The organism is Micromonospora sp. WMMA2032 (assembly GCF_002688545.1).
In the GTDB taxonomy this organism is placed as follows: domain Bacteria; phylum Actinomycetota; class Actinomycetes; order Mycobacteriales; family Micromonosporaceae; genus Micromonospora; species Micromonospora sediminicola.
Map to the genome: position 1 here is coordinate 1400917 of NZ_CP024052.1, position 17764 is coordinate 1418680.

23 protein-coding genes are annotated in these 17764 nt (G+C 73.6%); 13 read left to right on the forward strand and 10 right to left on the reverse strand.

The genetic code is table 11. The features are described 5' to 3' along the window. Positions 1-164 precede the first annotated feature (164 nt). A complete protein-coding gene (locus CO540_RS05760) occupies positions 165-932 on the forward strand; it encodes an ABC transporter ATP-binding protein (protein ID WP_091575196.1) in 768 nt (255 codons plus the stop codon). Beyond that, positions 932-3481, forward strand: a complete 2550-nt coding sequence (locus CO540_RS05765) for an ABC transporter permease (protein ID WP_099161219.1) — start codon at positions 932-934, stop codon at positions 3479-3481. Before CO540_RS05760 ends, CO540_RS05765 begins: the two co-directional genes overlap by 1 nt. A 52-nt stretch (positions 3482-3533) precedes the next feature. Here the strand turns inward: CO540_RS05765 and CO540_RS05770 are convergent, their stop codons facing one another. The 3 genes from CO540_RS05770 to CO540_RS05780 form a co-directional block, all read right to left on the reverse strand. Continuing rightward, positions 3534-4172 (reverse strand): HAD family phosphatase, encoded by a 639-nt coding sequence (locus CO540_RS05770; protein WP_099164608.1) that lies wholly within the window; start codon positions 4170-4172, stop codon positions 3534-3536. A gap of 113 nt (positions 4173-4285) precedes the next feature. Continuing rightward, positions 4286-5032 carry a neutral zinc metallopeptidase gene (locus CO540_RS05775; RefSeq protein ID WP_099161220.1) on the reverse strand — a complete coding sequence of 249 codons (747 nt, stop codon included), beginning with the start codon at positions 5030-5032 and terminating at the stop codon, positions 4286-4288. A gap of 97 nt (positions 5033-5129) precedes the next feature. Next, the gene (locus CO540_RS05780) at positions 5130-5630 is read right to left on the reverse strand and encodes a hypothetical protein (RefSeq protein ID WP_157779057.1); all 501 of its coding nucleotides are present in this window, start codon (positions 5628-5630) and stop codon (positions 5130-5132) included. Positions 5631-5686: 56 nt separating this feature from the next. Here CO540_RS05780 and CO540_RS05785 point away from each other — a divergent pair, with 56 nt between their 5' ends. Continuing rightward, on the forward strand, positions 5687-6103 hold the full coding sequence (locus CO540_RS05785) for a hypothetical protein (protein ID WP_099161222.1): 417 nt from the start codon (positions 5687-5689) through the stop codon (positions 6101-6103). A 50-nt stretch (positions 6104-6153) separates the two neighbouring features. Further along, a complete protein-coding gene (locus CO540_RS31175; protein ID WP_099161223.1) occupies positions 6154-6969 on the forward strand; it encodes a class I SAM-dependent methyltransferase in 816 nt (271 codons plus the stop codon). 11 nt (positions 6970-6980) lie between these two features. Here the strand turns inward: CO540_RS31175 and CO540_RS05795 are convergent, their stop codons facing one another. Further along, positions 6981-7160, reverse strand: a complete 180-nt coding sequence (locus CO540_RS05795; RefSeq protein ID WP_091575208.1) for a hypothetical protein — start codon at positions 7158-7160, stop codon at positions 6981-6983. 273 nt (positions 7161-7433) lie between these two features. On the opposite strand from CO540_RS05795, the gene CO540_RS05800 reads away from it, so the two are divergent. Further along, on the forward strand, positions 7434-8093 hold the full coding sequence (locus CO540_RS05800; RefSeq protein WP_099161224.1) for an HNH endonuclease family protein: 660 nt from the start codon (positions 7434-7436) through the stop codon (positions 8091-8093). Positions 8094-8207: 114 nt separating this feature from the next. Here the strand turns inward: CO540_RS05800 and CO540_RS05805 are convergent, their stop codons facing one another. Together CO540_RS05805 and CO540_RS05810 are read right to left on the reverse strand one after the other, a co-directional pair. Next, entirely contained in the window at positions 8208-8939 is a 732-nt protein-coding gene (locus tag CO540_RS05805; protein WP_099161225.1) for a cation transporter, read from the reverse strand. Next, positions 8930-9256, reverse strand: coding sequence for a helix-turn-helix transcriptional regulator (locus CO540_RS05810; RefSeq protein ID WP_099161226.1), 327 nt, complete (start codon positions 9254-9256; stop codon positions 8930-8932). The genes CO540_RS05805 and CO540_RS05810 overlap by 10 nt, the downstream gene beginning before the upstream one ends. Positions 9257-9341: 85 nt before the next feature. On the opposite strand from CO540_RS05810, the gene CO540_RS05815 reads away from it, so the two are divergent. From CO540_RS05815 to CO540_RS05830, 4 genes are read left to right on the forward strand one after another with little or no spacing between them, the layout of a single operon-like run. Continuing rightward, a complete protein-coding gene (locus CO540_RS05815; protein WP_099161227.1) occupies positions 9342-9689 on the forward strand; it encodes a hypothetical protein in 348 nt (115 codons plus the stop codon). Further along, positions 9686-10153: a MerR family transcriptional regulator gene (locus CO540_RS05820; RefSeq protein WP_099161228.1), complete on the forward strand. Its 468-nt coding sequence runs from the start codon at positions 9686-9688 to the stop codon at positions 10151-10153. The genes CO540_RS05815 and CO540_RS05820 overlap by 4 nt, the downstream gene beginning before the upstream one ends. Beyond that, positions 10150-10485 carry a YnfA family protein gene (locus CO540_RS05825; RefSeq protein WP_099161229.1) on the forward strand — a complete coding sequence of 112 codons (336 nt, stop codon included), beginning with the start codon at positions 10150-10152 and terminating at the stop codon, positions 10483-10485. The genes CO540_RS05820 and CO540_RS05825 overlap by 4 nt, the downstream gene beginning before the upstream one ends. Positions 10486-10490: 5 nt before the next feature. Then, positions 10491-11396 (forward strand): S9 family peptidase, encoded by a 906-nt coding sequence (locus CO540_RS05830; protein ID WP_157779058.1) that lies wholly within the window; start codon positions 10491-10493, stop codon positions 11394-11396. A gap of 14 nt (positions 11397-11410) precedes the next feature. Here the strand turns inward: CO540_RS05830 and CO540_RS05835 are convergent, their stop codons facing one another. Beyond that, entirely contained in the window at positions 11411-12097 is a 687-nt protein-coding gene (locus CO540_RS05835; protein WP_253866488.1) for a phosphatase PAP2 family protein, read from the reverse strand. A 202-nt stretch (positions 12098-12299) separates the two neighbouring features. On the opposite strand from CO540_RS05835, the gene CO540_RS05840 reads away from it, so the two are divergent. After that, positions 12300-12734 (forward strand): hypothetical protein, encoded by a 435-nt coding sequence (locus tag CO540_RS05840; RefSeq protein ID WP_099161232.1) that lies wholly within the window; start codon positions 12300-12302, stop codon positions 12732-12734. Beyond that, positions 12727-14118: a magnesium transporter MgtE N-terminal domain-containing protein gene (locus CO540_RS05845; RefSeq protein ID WP_099161233.1), complete on the forward strand. Its 1392-nt coding sequence runs from the start codon at positions 12727-12729 to the stop codon at positions 14116-14118. Before CO540_RS05840 ends, CO540_RS05845 begins: the two co-directional genes overlap by 8 nt. Before the next feature lie 285 nt (positions 14119-14403). Here the strand turns inward: CO540_RS05845 and CO540_RS05850 are convergent, their stop codons facing one another. Next, entirely contained in the window at positions 14404-14907 is a 504-nt protein-coding gene (locus tag CO540_RS05850) for a hypothetical protein (protein ID WP_157779059.1), read from the reverse strand. An 83-nt stretch (positions 14908-14990) separates the two neighbouring features. On the opposite strand from CO540_RS05850, the gene CO540_RS05855 reads away from it, so the two are divergent. Continuing rightward, positions 14991-15356, forward strand: coding sequence for a hypothetical protein (locus CO540_RS05855; protein ID WP_157779060.1), 366 nt, complete (start codon positions 14991-14993; stop codon positions 15354-15356). Between the two features lie 68 nt (positions 15357-15424). On the opposite strand, the gene CO540_RS05860 is transcribed toward CO540_RS05855, so the two are convergent. Next, on the reverse strand, positions 15425-16066 hold the full coding sequence (locus CO540_RS05860) for a nucleoside monophosphate kinase (protein ID WP_099161236.1): 642 nt from the start codon (positions 16064-16066) through the stop codon (positions 15425-15427). A gap of 162 nt (positions 16067-16228) precedes the next feature. After that, positions 16229-16642 carry a MarR family winged helix-turn-helix transcriptional regulator gene (locus CO540_RS05865; protein WP_099161237.1) on the reverse strand — a complete coding sequence of 138 codons (414 nt, stop codon included), beginning with the start codon at positions 16640-16642 and terminating at the stop codon, positions 16229-16231. Between the two features lie 109 nt (positions 16643-16751). Between CO540_RS05865 and CO540_RS05870 the strand changes: the two genes are divergently transcribed. Further along, a complete protein-coding gene (locus CO540_RS05870; protein ID WP_099161238.1) occupies positions 16752-17666 on the forward strand; it encodes an alpha/beta hydrolase in 915 nt (304 codons plus the stop codon). Positions 17667-17764 lie beyond the last annotated feature (98 nt).

A 17764-nucleotide genomic window follows, 5' to 3' on the forward strand; every position in this document is an offset into this window, starting at 1 on the left:
AGGGATCACCCTGAGCCGGCCTGGGGGGCGACCCCCACCGGAAATTCGGCACGGATTCCGCCCGGGGTCGGACGGTTCCGCCGCCGGTGGCACCGAGGATGGAACCGCCGCACCGACCAGCGGGGGCGGTGCGGATCAGCAGCCAGACGGAAGAGGTAGATGACGTGACCGCGACGGTAGGCCGGCAAGCGCAGGCCGCGGCCCGGGCGAACGACGTGTGGAAGGTGTACGGCAGCGGTGAGGCGCAGGTCATCGCGCTGCGGGGGGTGAGCGCCGAGTTCGAACGCGGCCGGTTCACCGCGATCATGGGGCCGTCCGGCTCCGGCAAGTCGACGCTGATGCACTGCCTCGCCGGTCTGGACTCGGTGACCCGGGGCACCGTGATGATCGGCGACACCACCGTGACCGGGCTCAACGACTCGGGCCTGACGAAGCTGCGCCGGGACAAGGTCGGCTTCATCTTCCAGCAGTTCAACCTGCTGCCCACGCTCACCGCGCAGGAGAACATCCTGCTGCCGCTGTCGATCGCCGGGCGCAAGGCCGACCCGGCCTGGTACGACACGGTGATCGACACGGTCGGGCTGCGGGAGCGGCTCGGGCACCGCCCGGCGCAGCTCTCCGGCGGTCAGCAGCAGCGGGTGGCGTGCGCCCGGGCGCTGGTCGCCCGCCCCGACGTGATCTTCGCGGACGAGCCGACCGGCAACCTGGACTCCCGCTCCGGCGCGGAGGTGCTCAACTTCCTGCGCAACTCGGTGCGCGAGCACGGCCAGACCATCGTCATGGTCACCCACGACCCGACCGCCGCCGCGTACGCCGACCGGGTGGTCTTCCTCGCCGACGGCCAGATCGTCTCGGAGCTGATCGAGCCGACCGCCGACACGGTGCTGGACACCATGAAGAAGCTGGACGCTCCGGTCGAGGTGGGCAACTGATGTTGCGGGCAACGCTGAAGAGCCTGCTGGCGCGCAAGCTGCGCCTGCTGCTGTCCGGCCTGGCGGTGGTGCTCGGCGTCATGTTCGTCTCGGGCGCGTTCGTGCTCACCGACACCCTCGGCCGGTCCTTCGACGCGGTCTTCGCCGACGCGTACGCCGAGGTCGACGTGAACGTCGCGGCGAAGCCGAAGGTGGAGCTGTCCGAGACCGAGGGCGAGCAGGTGGCCGCCCCGGTGCCGGCGTCGCTGGTCGAGCGGGTGAAGGCGGCGCCCGGCGCGGCGGACGTGCAGGGCGTGGTCGCCACCGACGGCGCCCGTCTGATCGGCGCCAACGGCAAGGTGGTCACCTCGTTCGGCCCGCCGCAGCTGGGCGAGAACTGGCTCGGCGAGAGCGACCTGGTGAAGCTGCGCGAGGGCCGGGAGCCGCGCGCGGATGACGAGATCGTGGTCAACGCCGCGCTGGCCAAGGCCGCGAACGTGACGGTCGGCGACCGGGTCGGCGTGCTGACCCTGGCGCCGAAGAAGGAGTTCACGCTGGTCGGCGTGTTCGGCTACAGCGGCGGCCGGGACTCCGTGGGCGGCGCGAACGAGGTCGCCTTCACCACCCCGGTGGCGCAGCAGCTGATGCTCGGCAAGCCGGACGTGTTCAGCAACATCACCGCGCGGGCCGCCGACGGCACCACCCCGGAGGCGCTGCGCGACGAGGTGTCCCGCGCGGTGGGGGCCGGCTACGACGTGAAGACCGGTGAGCAGCTCGCCGACGACGCGTCGGCCGGGCTGAAGGAGGGGCTGTCCTTCTTCAACAAGATCCTGCTGGGCTTCGCCGCGGTGGCGCTGCTGGTCGGCACGTTCCTGATCCTCAACACCTTCTCGATCATCGTGGCCCAGCGCACCCGCGAGCTGGCCCTGATGCGGGCCATCGGCGCCAGCGGCCGGCAGGTCATCGGCTCGGTGGTGCTGGAGGCGGTCGCGGTCGGTCTGATCGCCTCGGTGCTCGGGCTGGCCGCCGGCATCGGTGTGGGCGCGCTGCTGGCGTACCTGTTCGGCAAGCTCGCCGGCGGTCTGAGCCTGGCCGGGCTGGGCGTGCCGCCGGCGGCGGTGATCGGCGCGTTCGCGGTCGGTCTGGTGATCACGGTGGTCGCGGCGCTGTTGCCGGCGCTGCGCGCCGCGCGTATCCCGCCGATCGCGGCGATGCAGGACGTGGCCACGCCGGACCGTCCGCTGACCAAGGTGACCGTCGGCGGGGCGGTGGTCACCACGATCGGGGCGGTGCTGCTCTTCCTCGGCCTCAGCGGCAACGCCGGCGACAACACCCTCGCGACCATCCTCGGTGGGGTGCTCTTCGCGTTCATCGGGGTGGCGCTGCTGACGCCGGTGATCAGCCGGCCGGTGGTCTCGTTGCTCGGCGCGATCTTCTCCTGGTCGGTCCCGGGCAAGCTGGGCCGGCTCAACTCGGGTCGTAACCCCCGCCGGACGGCGATCACCGCGGCGGCGCTGATGGTGGGCATCGCGCTGGTGACCGGGGTGACCGTGATCCTCGACTCGGCCAAGGGCAGCATCAGCGCGCTGGCCGAGGACACGATCAAGGCCGAGCTGGTGATCTCCGGATCCGCGTCCGGGCCCCGCCCGCCGAGCTTCGACCCGGCGGTGCTGGACAAGACGGCCGCGATCCCCGGGGTGCAGCTGGTCGACGGTGAGTACGGCGACATGGCCACGGTCGGCGGCAAGCGGACCTGGGTGGCGGCGTCGAGCAACGTGGCGGCGCTGGAGCGGATCTTCGGGGCGAAGGCCACCGCCGGTGACATCAGCCGGCTGGCCCCCGACCAGATGCTGCTCAGCTCCGACACCGCGAAGGACCGCAACCTGTCGGTCGGCTCGACCGTGCCGGTGCAGCTGTCCCGCGGCGACGCCCGCACCTACACGGTCAGCGGCATCTACGAGAGCTCGCAGTTGACCAACCCGGTGGTGCTGCCGCCGCAGGCGGCCGCCGACTTCGCCATCCCGCAGCCCATCCAGGGTTTCGTGCAGCTCGCCCCGGGCACGTCGGTCGGCGCGGTGCAGCCGCAGGTCGAGCGGCTGCTGGCGGACAGCCCCGAGGTGTCGGTGGCGGACCGGGCCGCGTTCATCAAGCAGCAGACCAGTCAGCTGGACACGCCGCTGCGGATGATCCAGATCCTGTTGGCGCTGGCCATCGTGATCGCGGTGCTGGGCATCATCAACACGCTCGCCCTGTCGGTGCTGGAGCGGACCCGGGAGTTGGGCCTGCTGCGGGCGATCGGCCTGCGCCGGGCGCAGACCATGCGGATGATCACCGTCGAGGCGGTGGTGATCTCGATCTTCGGCGCGCTGCTCGGCGTCGTGGTCGGCACCGGCCTCGGCGCGGCGGTGGTCCGGGCGCTCAAGGACGAGGGCATCACCGACCTGGTCCTGCCCTGGGGTCAGATGGTGACGTTCCTGGTGCTGGCCGCGATCATCGGCGTGGTGGCGGCGGTGCTGCCGGCGATCCGCGCCGCGCGGATCAACGTGCTCGGCGCCATCGCCCACGACTGAGATGCAAGGAAGGGGCCCTTCTTATCGCCTGAGCGATAGGAAGGGCCCCTTCCTAACGGTTGAGCAGGGCCGCGAGCAGCTCCAGGTCCGCCGACGTCAGGCTCTCCACCTGGTGCACGCCGTCGGTCGCCGGCAACGGCACCTCGGCCGGCACGGCGAGTACGGCGGCCCCGGCGGCGAGCGCGCTCGCCACGCCGGTCGGCGAGTCCTCGATCGCCACGCACCGCTCGATCGGCACGTCGAGCAGCCGCGCGGCGGTCAGGTAGGGCTCCGGGTGCGGCTTCGGGTCGCCCACCTCGTCGCCGCAGACCACCGCGTCGAAGCTGTCCCGGCCCAGCGTGTCCAGGGCGACCTCGACCAGGGGCCGCCCGCTGGAGGTGACCAGCGCGGTGGGGATCCCGGCGGTCCGGACGGCCCGCAGCAGCGCGAGCGCGCCGGGCCGCCACCGCAACCCGGTGCGGAACAGGTCGAGGATGCGCGCGCTGATCCAGTCGGCGCTGGCCTGCGGGTCCCGCTCCGGTTGGCCCAGGTCGTCGTGCACGATCCGCATGGCGTCGGCCATCCCGGTGCCGACGATCGCGCGGCGCGCCGCGTCGGACAACGTGCCGCCGTAGACGGCGGCCAGTTCCTGCAACGCGACGTCCCACAGCTTCTCGCTGTCGACCAGGGTGCCGTCCATGTCGAAGAGCACGGCGGCGGGGCGTGGGCTGTTCAGCGGGGCCTCCTTCGGTACGCGTACCCGCCGATCCTGCCAGCCCACCCGGGCCCGGCCGGCACCGTCCCCGATCGAGGTGACCTGCGGCATCAACCGAGATCGCACGCCTTCAGCGAATTCTCGTAGCCGCTGAAGAACTTCTCGCTGCGCTGCTCGGCGGTGCCGTGCGCGCCCTCGGCGAACCAGGGCTGGTCGGGGTCGTCGCCGACGGCGAGCAGCCCTTCCCGGAACTCGTCCAGGTCACCGTCGGCCAGGGTCAGCGCCCCGGAGCGCACGCTGTCGCCGAGGTACGCCCCGGCCATGCAGTCGGCCTGCAACTCCTGCTGGATGGTGAAGTCGTAGCGGATGCCGAGGCGGACCTGCACCCCGTGGGCGTACTCGTGGCCGAGCAGGTAGAACAGGAACGCGTCGCCGATCTCCCGGAACGCCGAGACGGACCAGTTCACGTCGTAGGCGATGAAGTCGCCGGCCGAGCAGTAGACCGCGTTGTTGCGGGGCAGTGCCTGCCCGCCGCAGGACACCTCGCCGGCCCGGCTGTACGACACCACCCGCCGGATCGGCCGGAACCGTTCCCCGGAGGCGCGGAACTGCGCCGTCCAGTACTTCTCGGCCAGCGCGACGGCGTCCTCGAAGTCCTGCTTGAACTCGGCGACGCTGGTGGTGCCGTCGGCCCGGGTGGTCCGCGCTTCCGGCTCCGACCGGCCGCTCTCGCGCGGGGCGGGCTGCTGCGGCTCACCCTGGTCGAGCCCGCCGCCCATGCAGCCGGCGGCCACCACCACGGCCACCACCAGCCCGGCGAGCGGCCCGAGCCGCCGCCGTCGTGCCCTGTCCCCCACGGCTACCTCCCGGCTGTCGAACCCGTGTCCCGCAGCAGTACCCCCGGCCGGCGCCGGTGATGCCCACCGGCTCTCACGTACCGGAGCCGGGAAACGTTCACGTGTCGACGGCGGTGAACAGCAGCAGCGACCGCTCGGGGGCGAACCACGCCTCGGCGGCGCCGGCGGCGTCGTGGTCGGCGCTGCGCCGCCAGCGCACGCCGTCCGGCACGTGTCCGGTCAGGCCGGGCCAGACCTCGGGCGCCGCGCCGGTCACCGGCGTCCAGGCGTACGTGGTGGCCAGGGCGCGCGCGTCGGTCGGCGCGAGCCGCACCACGCCCTGGTAGCGCAGGTCGGTGGGGCCGGGGGCCCGGGAGCAGGCGAAGCTCGGGTAGTCGACCTGCCAGTGGATCTCCGGGTACGCCCCGACGCCGGGCACGTCCCGGTCGGTCCAGCGCCGGTCGGTGCGGACCGTCGACTCCTCGGCGGCGACCCGGGCCACGCAGTCCCGCTCCTCGGCGTTGTCGGTCCGGGTCAGCCAGAGCGCTCCCGCGCCGCCGGTCAGCAGGACGACGCCGAGCACGGTGGACGCGGCCAACAGCCAGGAACGTCGGGTCACCCGGGCAGGGTAGCCACCGCCGGCCACCGTGGACCGCCCCCGGTACAGTCGCCGCCGTGCATCCGCAGGTGGCCCACGCCGGCATCGTCTACTGGCGACGCAGTCTCTGGAACGGCATGCGGTGCGTGCCGGTGCTGATGACCCTCGACCAGGGGTGGCTGCGCGCCCGGGACCGGCGCGGCGTGGAGGTGTTCGCCGTGCCCGCCGGTCAGGTGGGCGGCCGGTTGACCCGCCTGGGCACGCTGCTGCTGGACGTCGGCGGGCGCCGGTACGCCCTGGTGGGTCGCGGGTCCGACGTCTCACCCCGACCCAGCGCCGACCAGGAGCGCGGGTGCGCCGACTTCCGGGCCCGACACACCCCGCCGACCGGGGACGGCCCGGGCGTCCTCGACCAGGTCTTCAACGGCGCGGCGGCGTTCCACACCCGGTCCTGGCGGGACGCGCTGGTGCGCGCCGGCGCGCCGCTGCGCTGACCGGTCCGGCAGGGCACCGCCCCACGGCCACGGGCCGTAGGCTCCGGCACATGATCGAGTTCGACTACGACGCCCACGAGCGCACCCGCTGGGCCGGGCGGGCGCGGGCCTACCGGCGCAGCTTCGGCGGGCTCTGCGCGTACCCGACGGCGGCGCTGCTGGACGCGGCGCGGGTGCGGGCCGGGCGGCGCGTGCTCGACGTCGGCACCGGGCCCGGCACCGTCGCGGCGGCCGCGCTCGGCCGGGGCGCCGCCGTGGTGGCGGTCGACGCGGAGGCCAGCATGCTGGCGGAGGCCCGGGCGACCGCGGCCGGCGCCGGCCTGGTCGGCGCCGCGCTGCCGCGGTTGCCCCTCCCCGACGACCGGTTCGACGCGGCGGTGGCCAACTTCGTGCTCAACCACGTCGGCGACCCGGCCGCCGCGCTGGTGGAGCTGCGCCGGGTGGTACGCCCCGGCGGGCGGGTGGCGGTGACGCTCTGGCCGTCGCCGCATCCGCCGCTGCAACGCCTGTGGGGCGAGGCGATCGGCGCCGCCGGTGTCACCCCGCCGGCGGACCTGCCTCGACTGGCGCCCGGGCGGGACTTCCCGCGCACCGAGGCCGGCGTGGCCGGCCTGCTGAGCGCCGCCGGGCTGACCGACGTCGCGTGCACGACCCTGACCTGGACCCATCGCACGGATCCGGAGGACTGGTGGGCCGGGCCGGCGGCCGGCATCAGCACGGTCGGCCTCGTCGTGCAACGGCAGGAGCCGGCGGCGCGGGAGCGCATCCGCCGGGAGTACGACCGGCTCACCGCCGGGTTCCGGGACGCCGACGGGCGGTTGGCGCTGCCGACGGCCGCGCTGCTCGGTTCGGCCTCGGTCGCCTGATCCCGGCGCGGTCAGTCCAGGCCGCGCATGATGTGCGGCTCGCCGTCGTCGTCGCCGAAGCAGCGGTGCAGCACCTGGGCGCGGGCCCACAGGTCGAGGCTGCTGGGCGGCCCGACCGGCGGTGGCCCGGCCGGTGCGCTCAGCACGGGGGCCGGGTCCGGCGGAACCTTCGACGTCACCTCGTCGGTCATCTCCGCCCCTTTCGTCGTACCCATGCTCGCCCTCGGGCGTCTCCGCCGCATCAACCGGACGGCGCGGGCGTGGACGCGGCGCTCCTGACCCGGGCGCCGGCCCGTACTCCGGTGACGGTAGCCCGCCGGGCCGGCCGGCACAGCCGTATTCCCGACGTCCGAGCAGGTGGCGGCCGATCGTCATCCGAAGTTCACGGAAGTTGATCTGGCTCATTACTTCAACGTCTGTCTATATGGGTGCAGGTATTCGCCATCCCGTCGGACGGAGTTCCCATGTCCCGCACCCTGCGCGCCGCGGCCATCAGCCTGGCCGCGATCGTGGCCGCCACCCTCGGCCTCACCGCCCCCGCCCCCGCCGCCGGCTACTCGGCCCCGCTCACCACCGCCGTCGCCGGCCTCACCGTCGCCGCCGAGGTCCGCACCGGATACAGCCGCGACCTGTTCCCGCACTGGATCGACGCCGACGGCGACGGCTGCCACACCCGCAACGAGGTCCTCTACGCCGAGGCCACCACCACACCGACGGTCAGCGGCACCTGCACGCTCTCCGGCGGACGTTGGTACTCCTACTACGACGCCGCGACCTGGACGGCCACCGGCGACCTGGACATCGACCACATGGTGCCGTTGGCCGAGGCGTGGGACTCCGGCGCGCGGGGCTGGACCACCAGCCGCCGCCAGGCGTACGCGAACGACCTGGGTGACACCCGCGCGCTGGCGGCGGTCACCGACAACGTCAACCAGGCCAAGGGCGACCAGGACCCGGCGACGTGGCTGCCGCCGTACGCCTCGGCCCGCTGCCGCTACGTCGGCGAGTGGGTGGCGGTGAAGATCCGGTGGCGGCTCACCGTGGACAGCACGGAGAAGAGCGCGCTGACCAGTTGGGCGAACAACTGCCCGGCGGCGACGATCTCGGTCACCTACGCGTACTGACCCTGCCACGCCCGCCCCCGGGCCGGCCGGCTCGTCGGCGGGCGACCGGCATCATGGTGCAACATGAACGCGGAGCGCGCGGTCGTGCGGTGGGCCGGCGCGCACGACCCCGCGCTACCGGTCGTCCTGGTCCTCGTCGACGGCCGGCCGTGACCCGTCGGCCGGGCAGCACGCGCACCCGGCCGGCGTGTGCGGGAGCGCGCAACAGGCCTCGCCGCGCCAGGCCGCCCGCCCCTCCCGCACCGCGACGACGGCGATCACCAGGGCCGCGACCGGGTCGGCCCAGGACCAGCCGAACAGGCCGTTGACCGCCAGCCCGACGAGCAGGACCACGGACAGGTACGTGCACAGCAGCGTCTGCTTCGAGTCGGCCACGGCCGACCGGGAACCCAGTTCCCGTCCGGCGCGCCGCTGCGCCGTCGAGAGCACCGGCATCACGATCACCGACAGGCCGGCCAGCACCAGGCCGACCGTGGAGGGGGCGGCCTGGGCGCCGCCCAGCAGCGCCCGGACCGCCTCGACGCTCACGTACCCGGCGAGGGCGTAAAAGGAGACCGCGATCAGCCGCAGCGCGACCCGCTCCCGGGACTGCGGGTCCCGGCCGGCGAACTGCCACGCCACGGCGCTCGCCGAGGCCACCTCGATGACTGAGTCCAGACCGAAACCGATCAGCGCGGTCGACGACGCGACGGTGCCGGCGCCGATCGCCACCACCGCCTCGACCACGTTGTAGGTGATCGTCGCGGCCACCAGCAGCCGCACCCGCCGCGCGAGCACGGCACGGCGCGCCGGAGTGGGGCCGGCGAGCGCCGCAGGGAGCAGGGGCAGGCCGGCCATCAGCAGCATCCGGTTCCGGCGTCGGAGCAGGCTGCCGGATCGACCGCGAGCACCACCCCGAGCAGGTCGCCCAGCGCGTGGGCGAGGCGGGGGTCGGCCAGCTCGTAACGGGTGCGACGCCCCTCGGGCACGGCCACGACGAGCCCGCAGCCGCGCAGGCAGGCCAGGTGGTTGGAGAGGTTCTGCCGGCTGGTGCCGAGCAGGTCGGCCAGCTCCGCCGGGTAGCCCGGCCCGTCGCGCAGCGCCAGCAGTAGCCGGGCGCGCAACGGCTCGGACAGCGCGTGACCGAACCGGGCCAGCACCTGGTGATAGGGCAGCGTCCGCATGCGCCCACTGTACAGCGTCCGCTGTATTCACCTGTCCATGTACCGACTTGCATCCGGTACCCGGGTACGGGCTTACCGTCGAGGAGTGAGCGACGACGAACACGGATCCTCCTGGGTGCCCGACGCCTGCACCCTGCCGACCACCGACCGGCCGCTGCGGCTGGCCGAGTTCGACACGCTGTTCCGCGCCGCCGTCCGCGCCGTCGACCGGCCGTCGGCCCGGCACCTGCGGCTGCGCCTCGACGGGGCCGACCAGGTCGAACGCACGGCTCGCGACCTCGCCGCGCGCGAATCGGCGTGCTGCTCGTTCTTCACCTTCGACCTCACCCGGCCGGACGACGGGCCGCTGACCCTCGACATCCGGGTGCCGGCGGCCCACACCGACGTCCTCGACGCCCTCGCCGCCCGGGCCGCGTCCCGCCACGACCGATGACCGCCGGGCCCGAACTGCGCAGCGGCCAGCTCGCCGCCGCGGCGGGGGTCAACGTGCAGACGTTGCGCTACTACGAGCGGCGCGGGCTGCTCGCCGCACCCCGCCGTTCGCCGGGCGGACACCGCCTCTACCCCGCCGAGGCCGTCACCCTGCTGCGGGTGGTCAAGGCCGCGCAACGCCTCGGCTTCACCCTCGCCGAGGTCACCGACCTGATCACGGCGGCCCGGCGCACGCCCCGCGCCGACAGCGGCCTCCGGGCCCGCGCCCGGAACAAGCTCGCCGAGGTGGAGCAGCGGCTCGCCGACCTCACGGTCGCGCGCGACACGCTCCGCGCCGCCGTCGCGGCCGGCTGCGACGACCTGGTCGCCTGCGCCGCCAGTCCCCGCTGTCCGCTGCCCTTCGACGAGCTCGCCGAGCCCGCTGACCTGCGCCGCGCGACCGTCACGCTACGGTCGGGCGCATGACGGTCGCGCGTTCCATCCTGCTGTTCCTGATCGCCGCGCTGGCCGAGATCGGCGGCGCCTGGCTGGTCTGGCAGGGCTGGCGGGAGAACCGGGGGCTGCTCTGGATCGCCGCCGGGGTGATCGCGCTCGGCCTCTACGGATTCGTGGCGACCTTTCAACCCGACCCGAACTTCGGCCGGATCCTCGCCGCCTACGGCGGCATCTTCGTCGCCGGCTCGCTGGCCTGGGGCATGCTGGTCGACAGGTTCCGCCCCGACCGTTACGACCTGGTCGGCGCGGCCATCTGCCTGGTCGGCGTCGCCGTCATCATGTACGCGCCGCGAGCGAGCTGACCGCGGTGCTGTTCCTGCCCGAGGTGGGGGAACTGACGTTCCGCCACGGCGACGACACCCTGGTCGGCGACCTGGTCCGGCCGCCCTGGCCCGGGCCGTACCCGGCGGTCGTGTTCGTCGAGGGCTCCGGGCCCGGCGGGCGCGACCAACGCGACTGGCAGACCCGGCTGGCCGCCGCCGGCTTCGCGAGCCTCGCCTACGACAAGCCCGGCTCCGGGGCCTCCACCGGGGACTGGACCCGGCAGACGCTGACCGACCGGGCCGGCGAGACGCTGGCCGCGGTGGGCGCGCTGCGGACGCGGGCGCAGGTGCTTCCGCACGCCGTCGCGCTGGTCGGCGGCAGCCAGGGCGGCTGGGTCGCGCCGCTCGCCGCGTCCCTCTCCCCCGCCGCCGTCGCCGCCGTGGTGATCGTGTCCGGTCCGGCGGTGGGGCTGGTGCCGCAGGAGGAATACCGGCTCCGGCACCAACTGCCCGCGGCGGGCTTCTCCGACGACGACGTGCGACAGGCGACGGTGCTGCTGCGCGAGCAGGTGCACCGGGTCCGCGCCGGCGACGACCCTGCCGACGTCCACACCGCACAGGCGAGCTGGCACGACGCACCCTGGTACCCACTGCTCGCCGGTGCCTCGCCCGCGACGATCGGCTTCCTCGCCGGCATCGCCGACCACGACCCGGAGCCGGCGCTGGCCGCCCTGCGCTGCCCGGTGCTGGCGATCTTCGGCGCGGACGACGTGCAGGTGCCGGTCGAGGCGAGCGTACGGGCCCTGGAGCGCATCCTCGGCGGGACCGGTCACGCCGACCACACGGTCGTGGTCTTCCCTGACGCCGACCACGGCATCCGGGTACGGGGCACGCGGGCGCCCGGCTTCGACGAACTGGTGGTGACCTGGCTGCACCGTCGGCTGCGCTAGCCCGGCGTCCGCCGTCACCGCGCCGGCCGCTCCGGAGCGCATCGGTCACGGGTGGAGCCGACCGGTCGATGCACGGCGGGCGTCAGCAGCACCACGACCGCCGCGGTGACCGCCGTGCCCAGGAGCAGCCCGGCGACGACGTCGTGCGGGTAGTGCACTCCGGCGACCACGCGCGCCGCCGCGGCGAGCAGGCCGGCCGGCACCGCGAACCCGGCCAGCCGGGGCGCGGCCAGCACCAACCCGGTCGCGAGGGCGCCGGCGACGGTCGAGTGGTTGCTGGGGAACGACCAGTCCCCGGCCGGCGGACACGGCACCCAGCCCGGTACGTCGGCGATGGCCCGACAGGGCCGCTCCTGATCCACGACGAGCTTGAGCGCCTCGCTCGTGACGTACGCCAGGACGGCACCCGCGCCCGTGAGCGCGACGACGGCGGTCGCTCCGGTGCGCCGCCGCCGTCCGACCCAGCCGACCCACGCGAGCGCGGCGAGGAGGAGCAGCGGCGCGCCGAGCGCCGCGTGCTCACCGAGGCGGACGACCCCCGCCGGCACCCCGACGACGGCGCGGTACAGGTCGGCCGAGACGCCTTCGGTCACCACCTCCGGCTGGGGGTCGCCGAGGCCACCCGGAGCGAGCGCCGCCACGGCCCCGGCGCCGACGGTGAGGATCAGCACGGCCAGCATCAGCCTGCGAGAAGAGGTCATCGGGAGACGGTAGGGACGGTCAACGCTCCGGCGCACCGCCCGGACGGCAGGCCCGCACCCTCACTTTCGTCAGGGTCCGAGGTCCGGAACCGGCACGTCGCGCATCCCCTTACGTCGGCTTGCCGGGTCCGCTGCCCCACCGGTGCGGCGTGGGTCCTCTACGCTGGATCGACGGCCGTCGTCGACAGTGGGGAGTCTCCGCGTGGATCCGCAGCTGTGGGCCCTGGCCAACACCGCGGGCACGACCGTCGTCGCGCTGCTGGCCACCGACGCGTGGTCGACGGCGAAGTCGGCTGTCGACACCGTCTGGCGCCGCTTCCATCCGGAACGCGCCGAGGTCGTCGAGGCCGAACTGGTGGACACCCGCGCGGATCTCGTCGCCGCCTCCGAAGAGGACCGCTCCGCCCTGGAGGCAGAGCTGGCCCAGCAGTGGCAGCATCGACTCCGCCGTCTTCTGACGCACGACCCGGAGGCCGCCGTCGCCCTGCGGCGCCTCCTGGACGACGACCTCGTTCCCGCCCTGCGGGCGACCGGCCGGACGTGGCGGGGCGACGTGACCCAGCGGGCCACGGCCAGCGACCACAGCCGGATCTACCAGGTGGGGCAGGGCGACCTCCACGTGCGGGGCGATGGCTGACGAGACGGGCCCGACCGGCGCCGACCGGGTCGAGATGAACGCCGCCGCGCAGGACGGCGCGCGGATCTACCAGGTGGCGCAGGGCACCATCTACGTCGACGCCGGGCAGGCGCGCTCGGCCGCGCAGCGGCTGGCGACCATGCCGGTCCAGCAGTCGGTCGACCAGCTCATGACGATGAGCCAGGACGACGCCTGCTGGGTCCTCGCGGAGATGGACGAGGCGTCCGCCGCACGGCGTCTCGCCGCGCTGCCCCGCGACCGGTGCGCGGCGCTGTTGGCCGGCATGGACGAAGGGCTGGCCGCGAAGCGGCTGGTCCTGCTCCCCCAGGAGCTGGCGGTCCACGTCCTCGGCGCGATGCCGGCCGCACGGGCCGCCGACCTGCTGGTGGAGATCCCGCTGGACCGGGTACCGGGGCTGCTCGACGGGATGCCGCCGGACCGGGCGGCCGCGCTGTTGGGCGAGATGTCGGACGACCGGCTCTCCGGGGTCCTGCACCTCGAGTCCTGGACGACGGCGGACACCGTGCTGCGGTGTCTTCCCGCCGCGCGGGTGCTCGCCCTGTCGTGGCCTTCTCCGGCCGACACGGACCACCTGCCCCGGCGCAACCGGGAGTTGTGGGCCAGGCGCGTCGGAGCCGCGCGCAGTCACGCCGCGCGCCGGATGGCCGCTGACCTGGCCGCCGTGCCGGACGACCGGGCACTCGCCGAGGTGTCCGCGCTTCCGGCCGGGGCCGCCGTCCTGGTGGTCAACCAGCTCGACGAGACCCGGGCCAGCGACCTGCTGTCCCGAGCCCTCCAGCCCTGGGTGGCCGGGTTGCTCGACCACGGCCTGTCGCAGGGGGTTAAGTTCCTGGTGCGGATGCCGCCGGAGCGGGCCGAGGCGGTGCTGGCGGCGATGTCGCCGCGACGGGCGGACCTCCTGCACCGGCCCCTGCGGATCGGCCGCCTGTCCCCGAAGGACGCCGCCGCCGAGCTGGCCACGGCCACTGCCGACGACGTCGTTCAGCTGGAGGCCCACCTCGGCAGCGCCTGGCTCTACGCCACGCTGTCCGCCATGGAGCCCGCCCGGGTGGCCGCGATCCTCAGCGACAAGATGCTCTTCGACCACGTACCCGCCGACGTGCAGGTCTTCGTCGAGGCGATGCCGACGCCCCGCCAGGCGACGGTGCTGGCCTGGCTGCCACCGGCGCGGGCCGCCGCCGTGGTCGCCCGCCTCGGCGACGAACAGGTACGGCGCCTGCTGACCGAGATGCCCGCACAATGGGGGGCCGTGCTCGCGGCGGGGATGCCCGTCGAGCGCCGCCGGCACATCCTGGACGGCCTGCCGAGGCAGGTCCGCCAACCGCTGACGGACGCCGCCCGGGCCCGGGGCACGGCGCTGTGAGCGGTAGACCGCCTCCATTCCGCGCGAACGCCACCGGCGCAACAGCCGGCCCGACGCGACGCGCGTTCGACCGCCACCCGCTGTCGGTCGCGTCGGTCTGGCTCGCCGGCAACCTCGCCGTCGGCGTGGGCGCGATCCTGCCGGCGGGTGCCGTCGACACCCTGACCTACTACCTGCGGACAGCCGACGGCGACGAGGTGGTCGCGCCGTACGGGCCGGTCGGCGCCCGCTTCGCCGTCGACCACAGCCTCTGCGAGAGCAGCCGGCCGGACCTCCGTCGCGCGGTTACCAGGGCCAGCGTCGAGCCAGGTCGGCCGGTTCGTCGCCGGGCGACACCACGAACAGGTGCTCCATGCCGTCGTCGAACACCAGCAGCGGGCCCGCCCGCGCCGCCAGCGCCACCGCCGCGGCCAGCACCGCGGTGCCGGACGGCTTGCGGAACCTGACGTCACGCACGGGGCGGTCCAACCCCACCGGTTCGTCACCGTCCGCGCCGTCGACGCCCAGACTGACCTCGCCCAGGTCCGGGCCCCCCGTCGACGCACAGGTGGCAGGGGCCGGGCAGCCCGGAAGATCACGGACCGGATCGTGTCCGGCGACCCGGGACCACGACACGCCGTGACAGCCGGCCTCCCGGAACGCGGACAGGACCTGCGCCACCGTCGGCAGCTCGCGGGCCACCGAGGGCTCCTCGGGCAGCGCGAGGGACGGATCGATGTCGGCGGCCCAGTCGATTACGCCGTCTGCGGCCGCGAGGTGCAGCGGCATGACCTGCAAAGCCCAACTCACCATACGCATCGTGCCATCCGGCGGGGCCACGCCCGACCCTCGCCCCGCCACCAGCCCGTCGGCCGGTCTGTCATCCTTGCCCGATGGCCGGCGTGTCGATAGATCGTAGCGGTGACGATCCCGCCGTCGTGGTGGTGATGCTGCAGACGCCCACGTGGGAGTTCCACTTCTGGGCCCACCTCAGCGAACTCGCGCGCCTGCGGTCCATCCGCCAGGCCGACTGGTCCGCTCGACGCGCACTGCAGATCGGCGACGCCGCCGGCATACCGGTGCACTGGGCCATCAACGACGACACCGTCACCGCCCTGATCGGCCACGACGACGAGACCTGGCACATCGCCTTCTCCATGCCCGTCGAGACGATCGACCGTCTCGCCGCCGAGGCCGCGGAGCTCCTGCCGGAACCGGATCCGCCCACTCCGTACCCCGGCCAGCTCGAGATCTTCTAGCGGACGCGGCGTGGACACCGATCGTCAGCAGAGGGCTGGCGCCGTCTCGGCCCGACCCACGCGTTCGGTCAACTCCGCGCGAGTCGACCGGCCAGTTCGGTGGTGATCTCCTCCGCCGGCCGGGCGGCGTCGACGCTGATCAGGGAACCCGCGAAGCGGTAGCGGGCCAGCACGGGAGCGCTGTGCAGGTGGTGGACGCCCAGTTGGCGGGCGACGGCCGCAGGGCGATCGTCCTCGCGATGGACCAACCCGCTACCGCAGCGGTCGCAGACACCGTCGACCTGCGTCGGCGCCGACTTGACGTGCCAGACCCTGCCGCAGCCCCGGCACAGGCGGCGCCCCGTCAACCGCCGGGCCGCCTCGGCATCGGCCAGGACCAGCTCGACCACGTGGAACCCCGACGTCTCCAGCGCCCGCAACACCGCCAGCACCGGAGACTCCGTCCAGAAGACGAAGCCGTCGACCGCGTCAGGCTCGCCGAGCCGGCGCCGTACGATCGCGACGACCAGCTCGAGCGGTGGCGCCTGCCCGGCGTTCATGAATCGACGCAGCTCGTCGCCCAGCGCCGATCCCGTACGCACCGCTGACTGCACCGCGTCCACCATGGAGATCGAGGGGACGCCGAGCCGGCCGGCGAGGCGGTACGCCACCTCGGCCGTCTCCGCGCCGGGTGGCCCGATAAGGGCCAGCCTCGCCACCGCCGTCGCCACATCCGGATCCTATTGTCCGGAGTCGACGACGCCCTGCGACGTGGGCTGGTGCTCTGACCGGGAAGGTTCGCCGGGGCGGTCGTCCGGGCCGACGAATCTACGCGGTCACCGCACCGGCGAGCAGGGGCTCACCGGGCAGACGAACCGCTCGTGACCATGGACTCATGCGGGCGAGAGCATCTCCTTGAGGATGCGCTGCAACTCCGTGCGGTCCTGGGGGGTGACCCTCGCCAACCTGCGGTCGTACTCCGCTGCGAGGGCTGCAAGTGCTCGATCGCGTGCTTTCGTGCCCTCGCCGGTCAGTACGAGCCGGTGACGCCGCAGGTCCGCCTCGTCGATCTCGCGGCGGATGAAGCCCTTGGCGACGAGGTTGCGCACGTAGACCGTCACGCTCGCCTTGGGCAGCAGCAGTGCCGTGGCGATCTCGGCCGGGTACGGCGATGCCTCCACCTCGGCCAGGACGAAGAACTCCTTCGTCTCCAGCCCGAGCTCGGCCAGCTCCTCCGTGCAGGCGTCCATCACGACTGCCAGCAGCCGCTGGTTCAGCGTCCACAGCTGCGCCCCGTCGACCGGCATGCGGTCCCTCCATCCCCCTGTGGTACAGTTTCGTATTAGTTTCAGATCGTACAAGATTTACATTGTACTGGACTTCCATGGAACAACAGTCTCACGAAGGAAGCCGAGCATGATTCAGCACCTCACGATCCGGCGCGGTCCCATCAGCCTCGCCGCGGATCTCCACCTGCCCGACAGCGCCGACGGCAGCGCACCGCTGCGCGCCGTGGTGCTCTCCACCCCGGGCAGCAGCGTGAAGGAGCAGATCGGCGCCAACTACGCCTCCCGTCTCGCCGCCCGGGGCATCGCCGCGCTCGTCCTCGACCCCGCCCATCAGGGCCAGAGCGAGGGCGAGCCCCGCGACCTCGAAGACCCCTACCGCCGAGGTGAGGACATCTCCTACGCCATCGACACGCTCACCGCGACCCCCGGCATCGACCCGCGGCGCATCGGCGTCCTCGGCATCTGCGCCGGTGGGGGCTACGCCGTGCACACCGCCCGCACTGATCACCGCATCAAAGCGGTCGGCACGGTCGTCCCCGTCGACATCGGCGCCGCGTTCCGCAGCTCCTCCCCCGACGGTCCGGCCGCAGCACTCGACGCCCTCGCGGACGCACGGACCGAAGAGGCCCGCTCCGGCGAGACGACCCGCGTGAACTGGCTGCCCGACACCCTTGCGGACGCCACGGCAGCGGGCCTGACCGACATCGACACCACTCAGGCCGTCACCTACTACCGCACCGCGCGCGGCGGTAACGAACACTCCACGAACCGGCGCCTCCTGCGCAGCGACTCCCTCCTGCTGGGCTATGACGCCTTCCACCTGGCCGATCAGCTCATGACCCAGCCACTGCAGGTCATCCTCGCCGGACGCCTCGGCAACACCGGCTCCTACGACACCGGCATGCAGCTGTGGAAACTGGCCCCCAACCCGGTCGACCTCATGGTGATCGACGGCGCCGGCCACTACGAGATGTACGACGAGCCCGCATACGTCGACGCCGCCGTCGAAAGGCTCACCACCTTCTACGTCAACAACCTGTGAGGCATCCAACCGGGCGACCCTGTGCGGTCCCGGCACCAGAGCATCGAGGCAATGTTCCCGCAGATCAGGCGCGGTGACGGCGTCACTTGGCGTTGACC

Excerpts from the sequence above, each read along its gene's own strand:
- CO540_RS05765 (WP_099161219.1), top strand. The coding sequence starts at position 932 with ATGTTGCGGGCAACGCTGAAGAGCCTGCTGGCGCGCAAGCTGCGCCTG.
- CO540_RS31175 (WP_099161223.1), top strand. The coding sequence starts at position 6,154 with ATGATCGAGTTCGACTACGACGCCCACGAGCGCACCCGCTGGGCCGGG.
- CO540_RS05795 (WP_091575208.1), bottom strand. The coding sequence starts at position 7,160 with ATGACCGACGAGGTGACGTCGAAGGTTCCGCCGGACCCGGCCCCCGTG.
- CO540_RS05800 (WP_099161224.1), top strand. The coding sequence starts at position 7,434 with ATGTCCCGCACCCTGCGCGCCGCGGCCATCAGCCTGGCCGCGATCGTG.
- CO540_RS05805 (WP_099161225.1), bottom strand. The coding sequence starts at position 8,939 with ATGCTGCTGATGGCCGGCCTGCCCCTGCTCCCTGCGGCGCTCGCCGGC.
- CO540_RS05810 (WP_099161226.1), bottom strand. The coding sequence starts at position 9,256 with ATGCGGACGCTGCCCTATCACCAGGTGCTGGCCCGGTTCGGTCACGCG.
- CO540_RS05820 (WP_099161228.1), top strand. The coding sequence starts at position 9,686 with ATGACCGCCGGGCCCGAACTGCGCAGCGGCCAGCTCGCCGCCGCGGCG.
- CO540_RS05825 (WP_099161229.1), top strand. The coding sequence starts at position 10,150 with ATGACGGTCGCGCGTTCCATCCTGCTGTTCCTGATCGCCGCGCTGGCC.
- CO540_RS05835 (WP_253866488.1), bottom strand. The coding sequence starts at position 12,097 with ATGACCTCTTCTCGCAGGCTGATGCTGGCCGTGCTGATCCTCACCGTC.
- CO540_RS05845 (WP_099161233.1), top strand. The coding sequence starts at position 12,727 with ATGGCTGACGAGACGGGCCCGACCGGCGCCGACCGGGTCGAGATGAAC.
- CO540_RS05855 (WP_157779060.1), top strand. The coding sequence starts at position 14,991 with ATGGCCGGCGTGTCGATAGATCGTAGCGGTGACGATCCCGCCGTCGTG.
- CO540_RS05865 (WP_099161237.1), bottom strand. The coding sequence starts at position 16,642 with ATGCCGGTCGACGGGGCGCAGCTGTGGACGCTGAACCAGCGGCTGCTG.
- CO540_RS05870 (WP_099161238.1), top strand. The coding sequence starts at position 16,752 with ATGATTCAGCACCTCACGATCCGGCGCGGTCCCATCAGCCTCGCCGCG.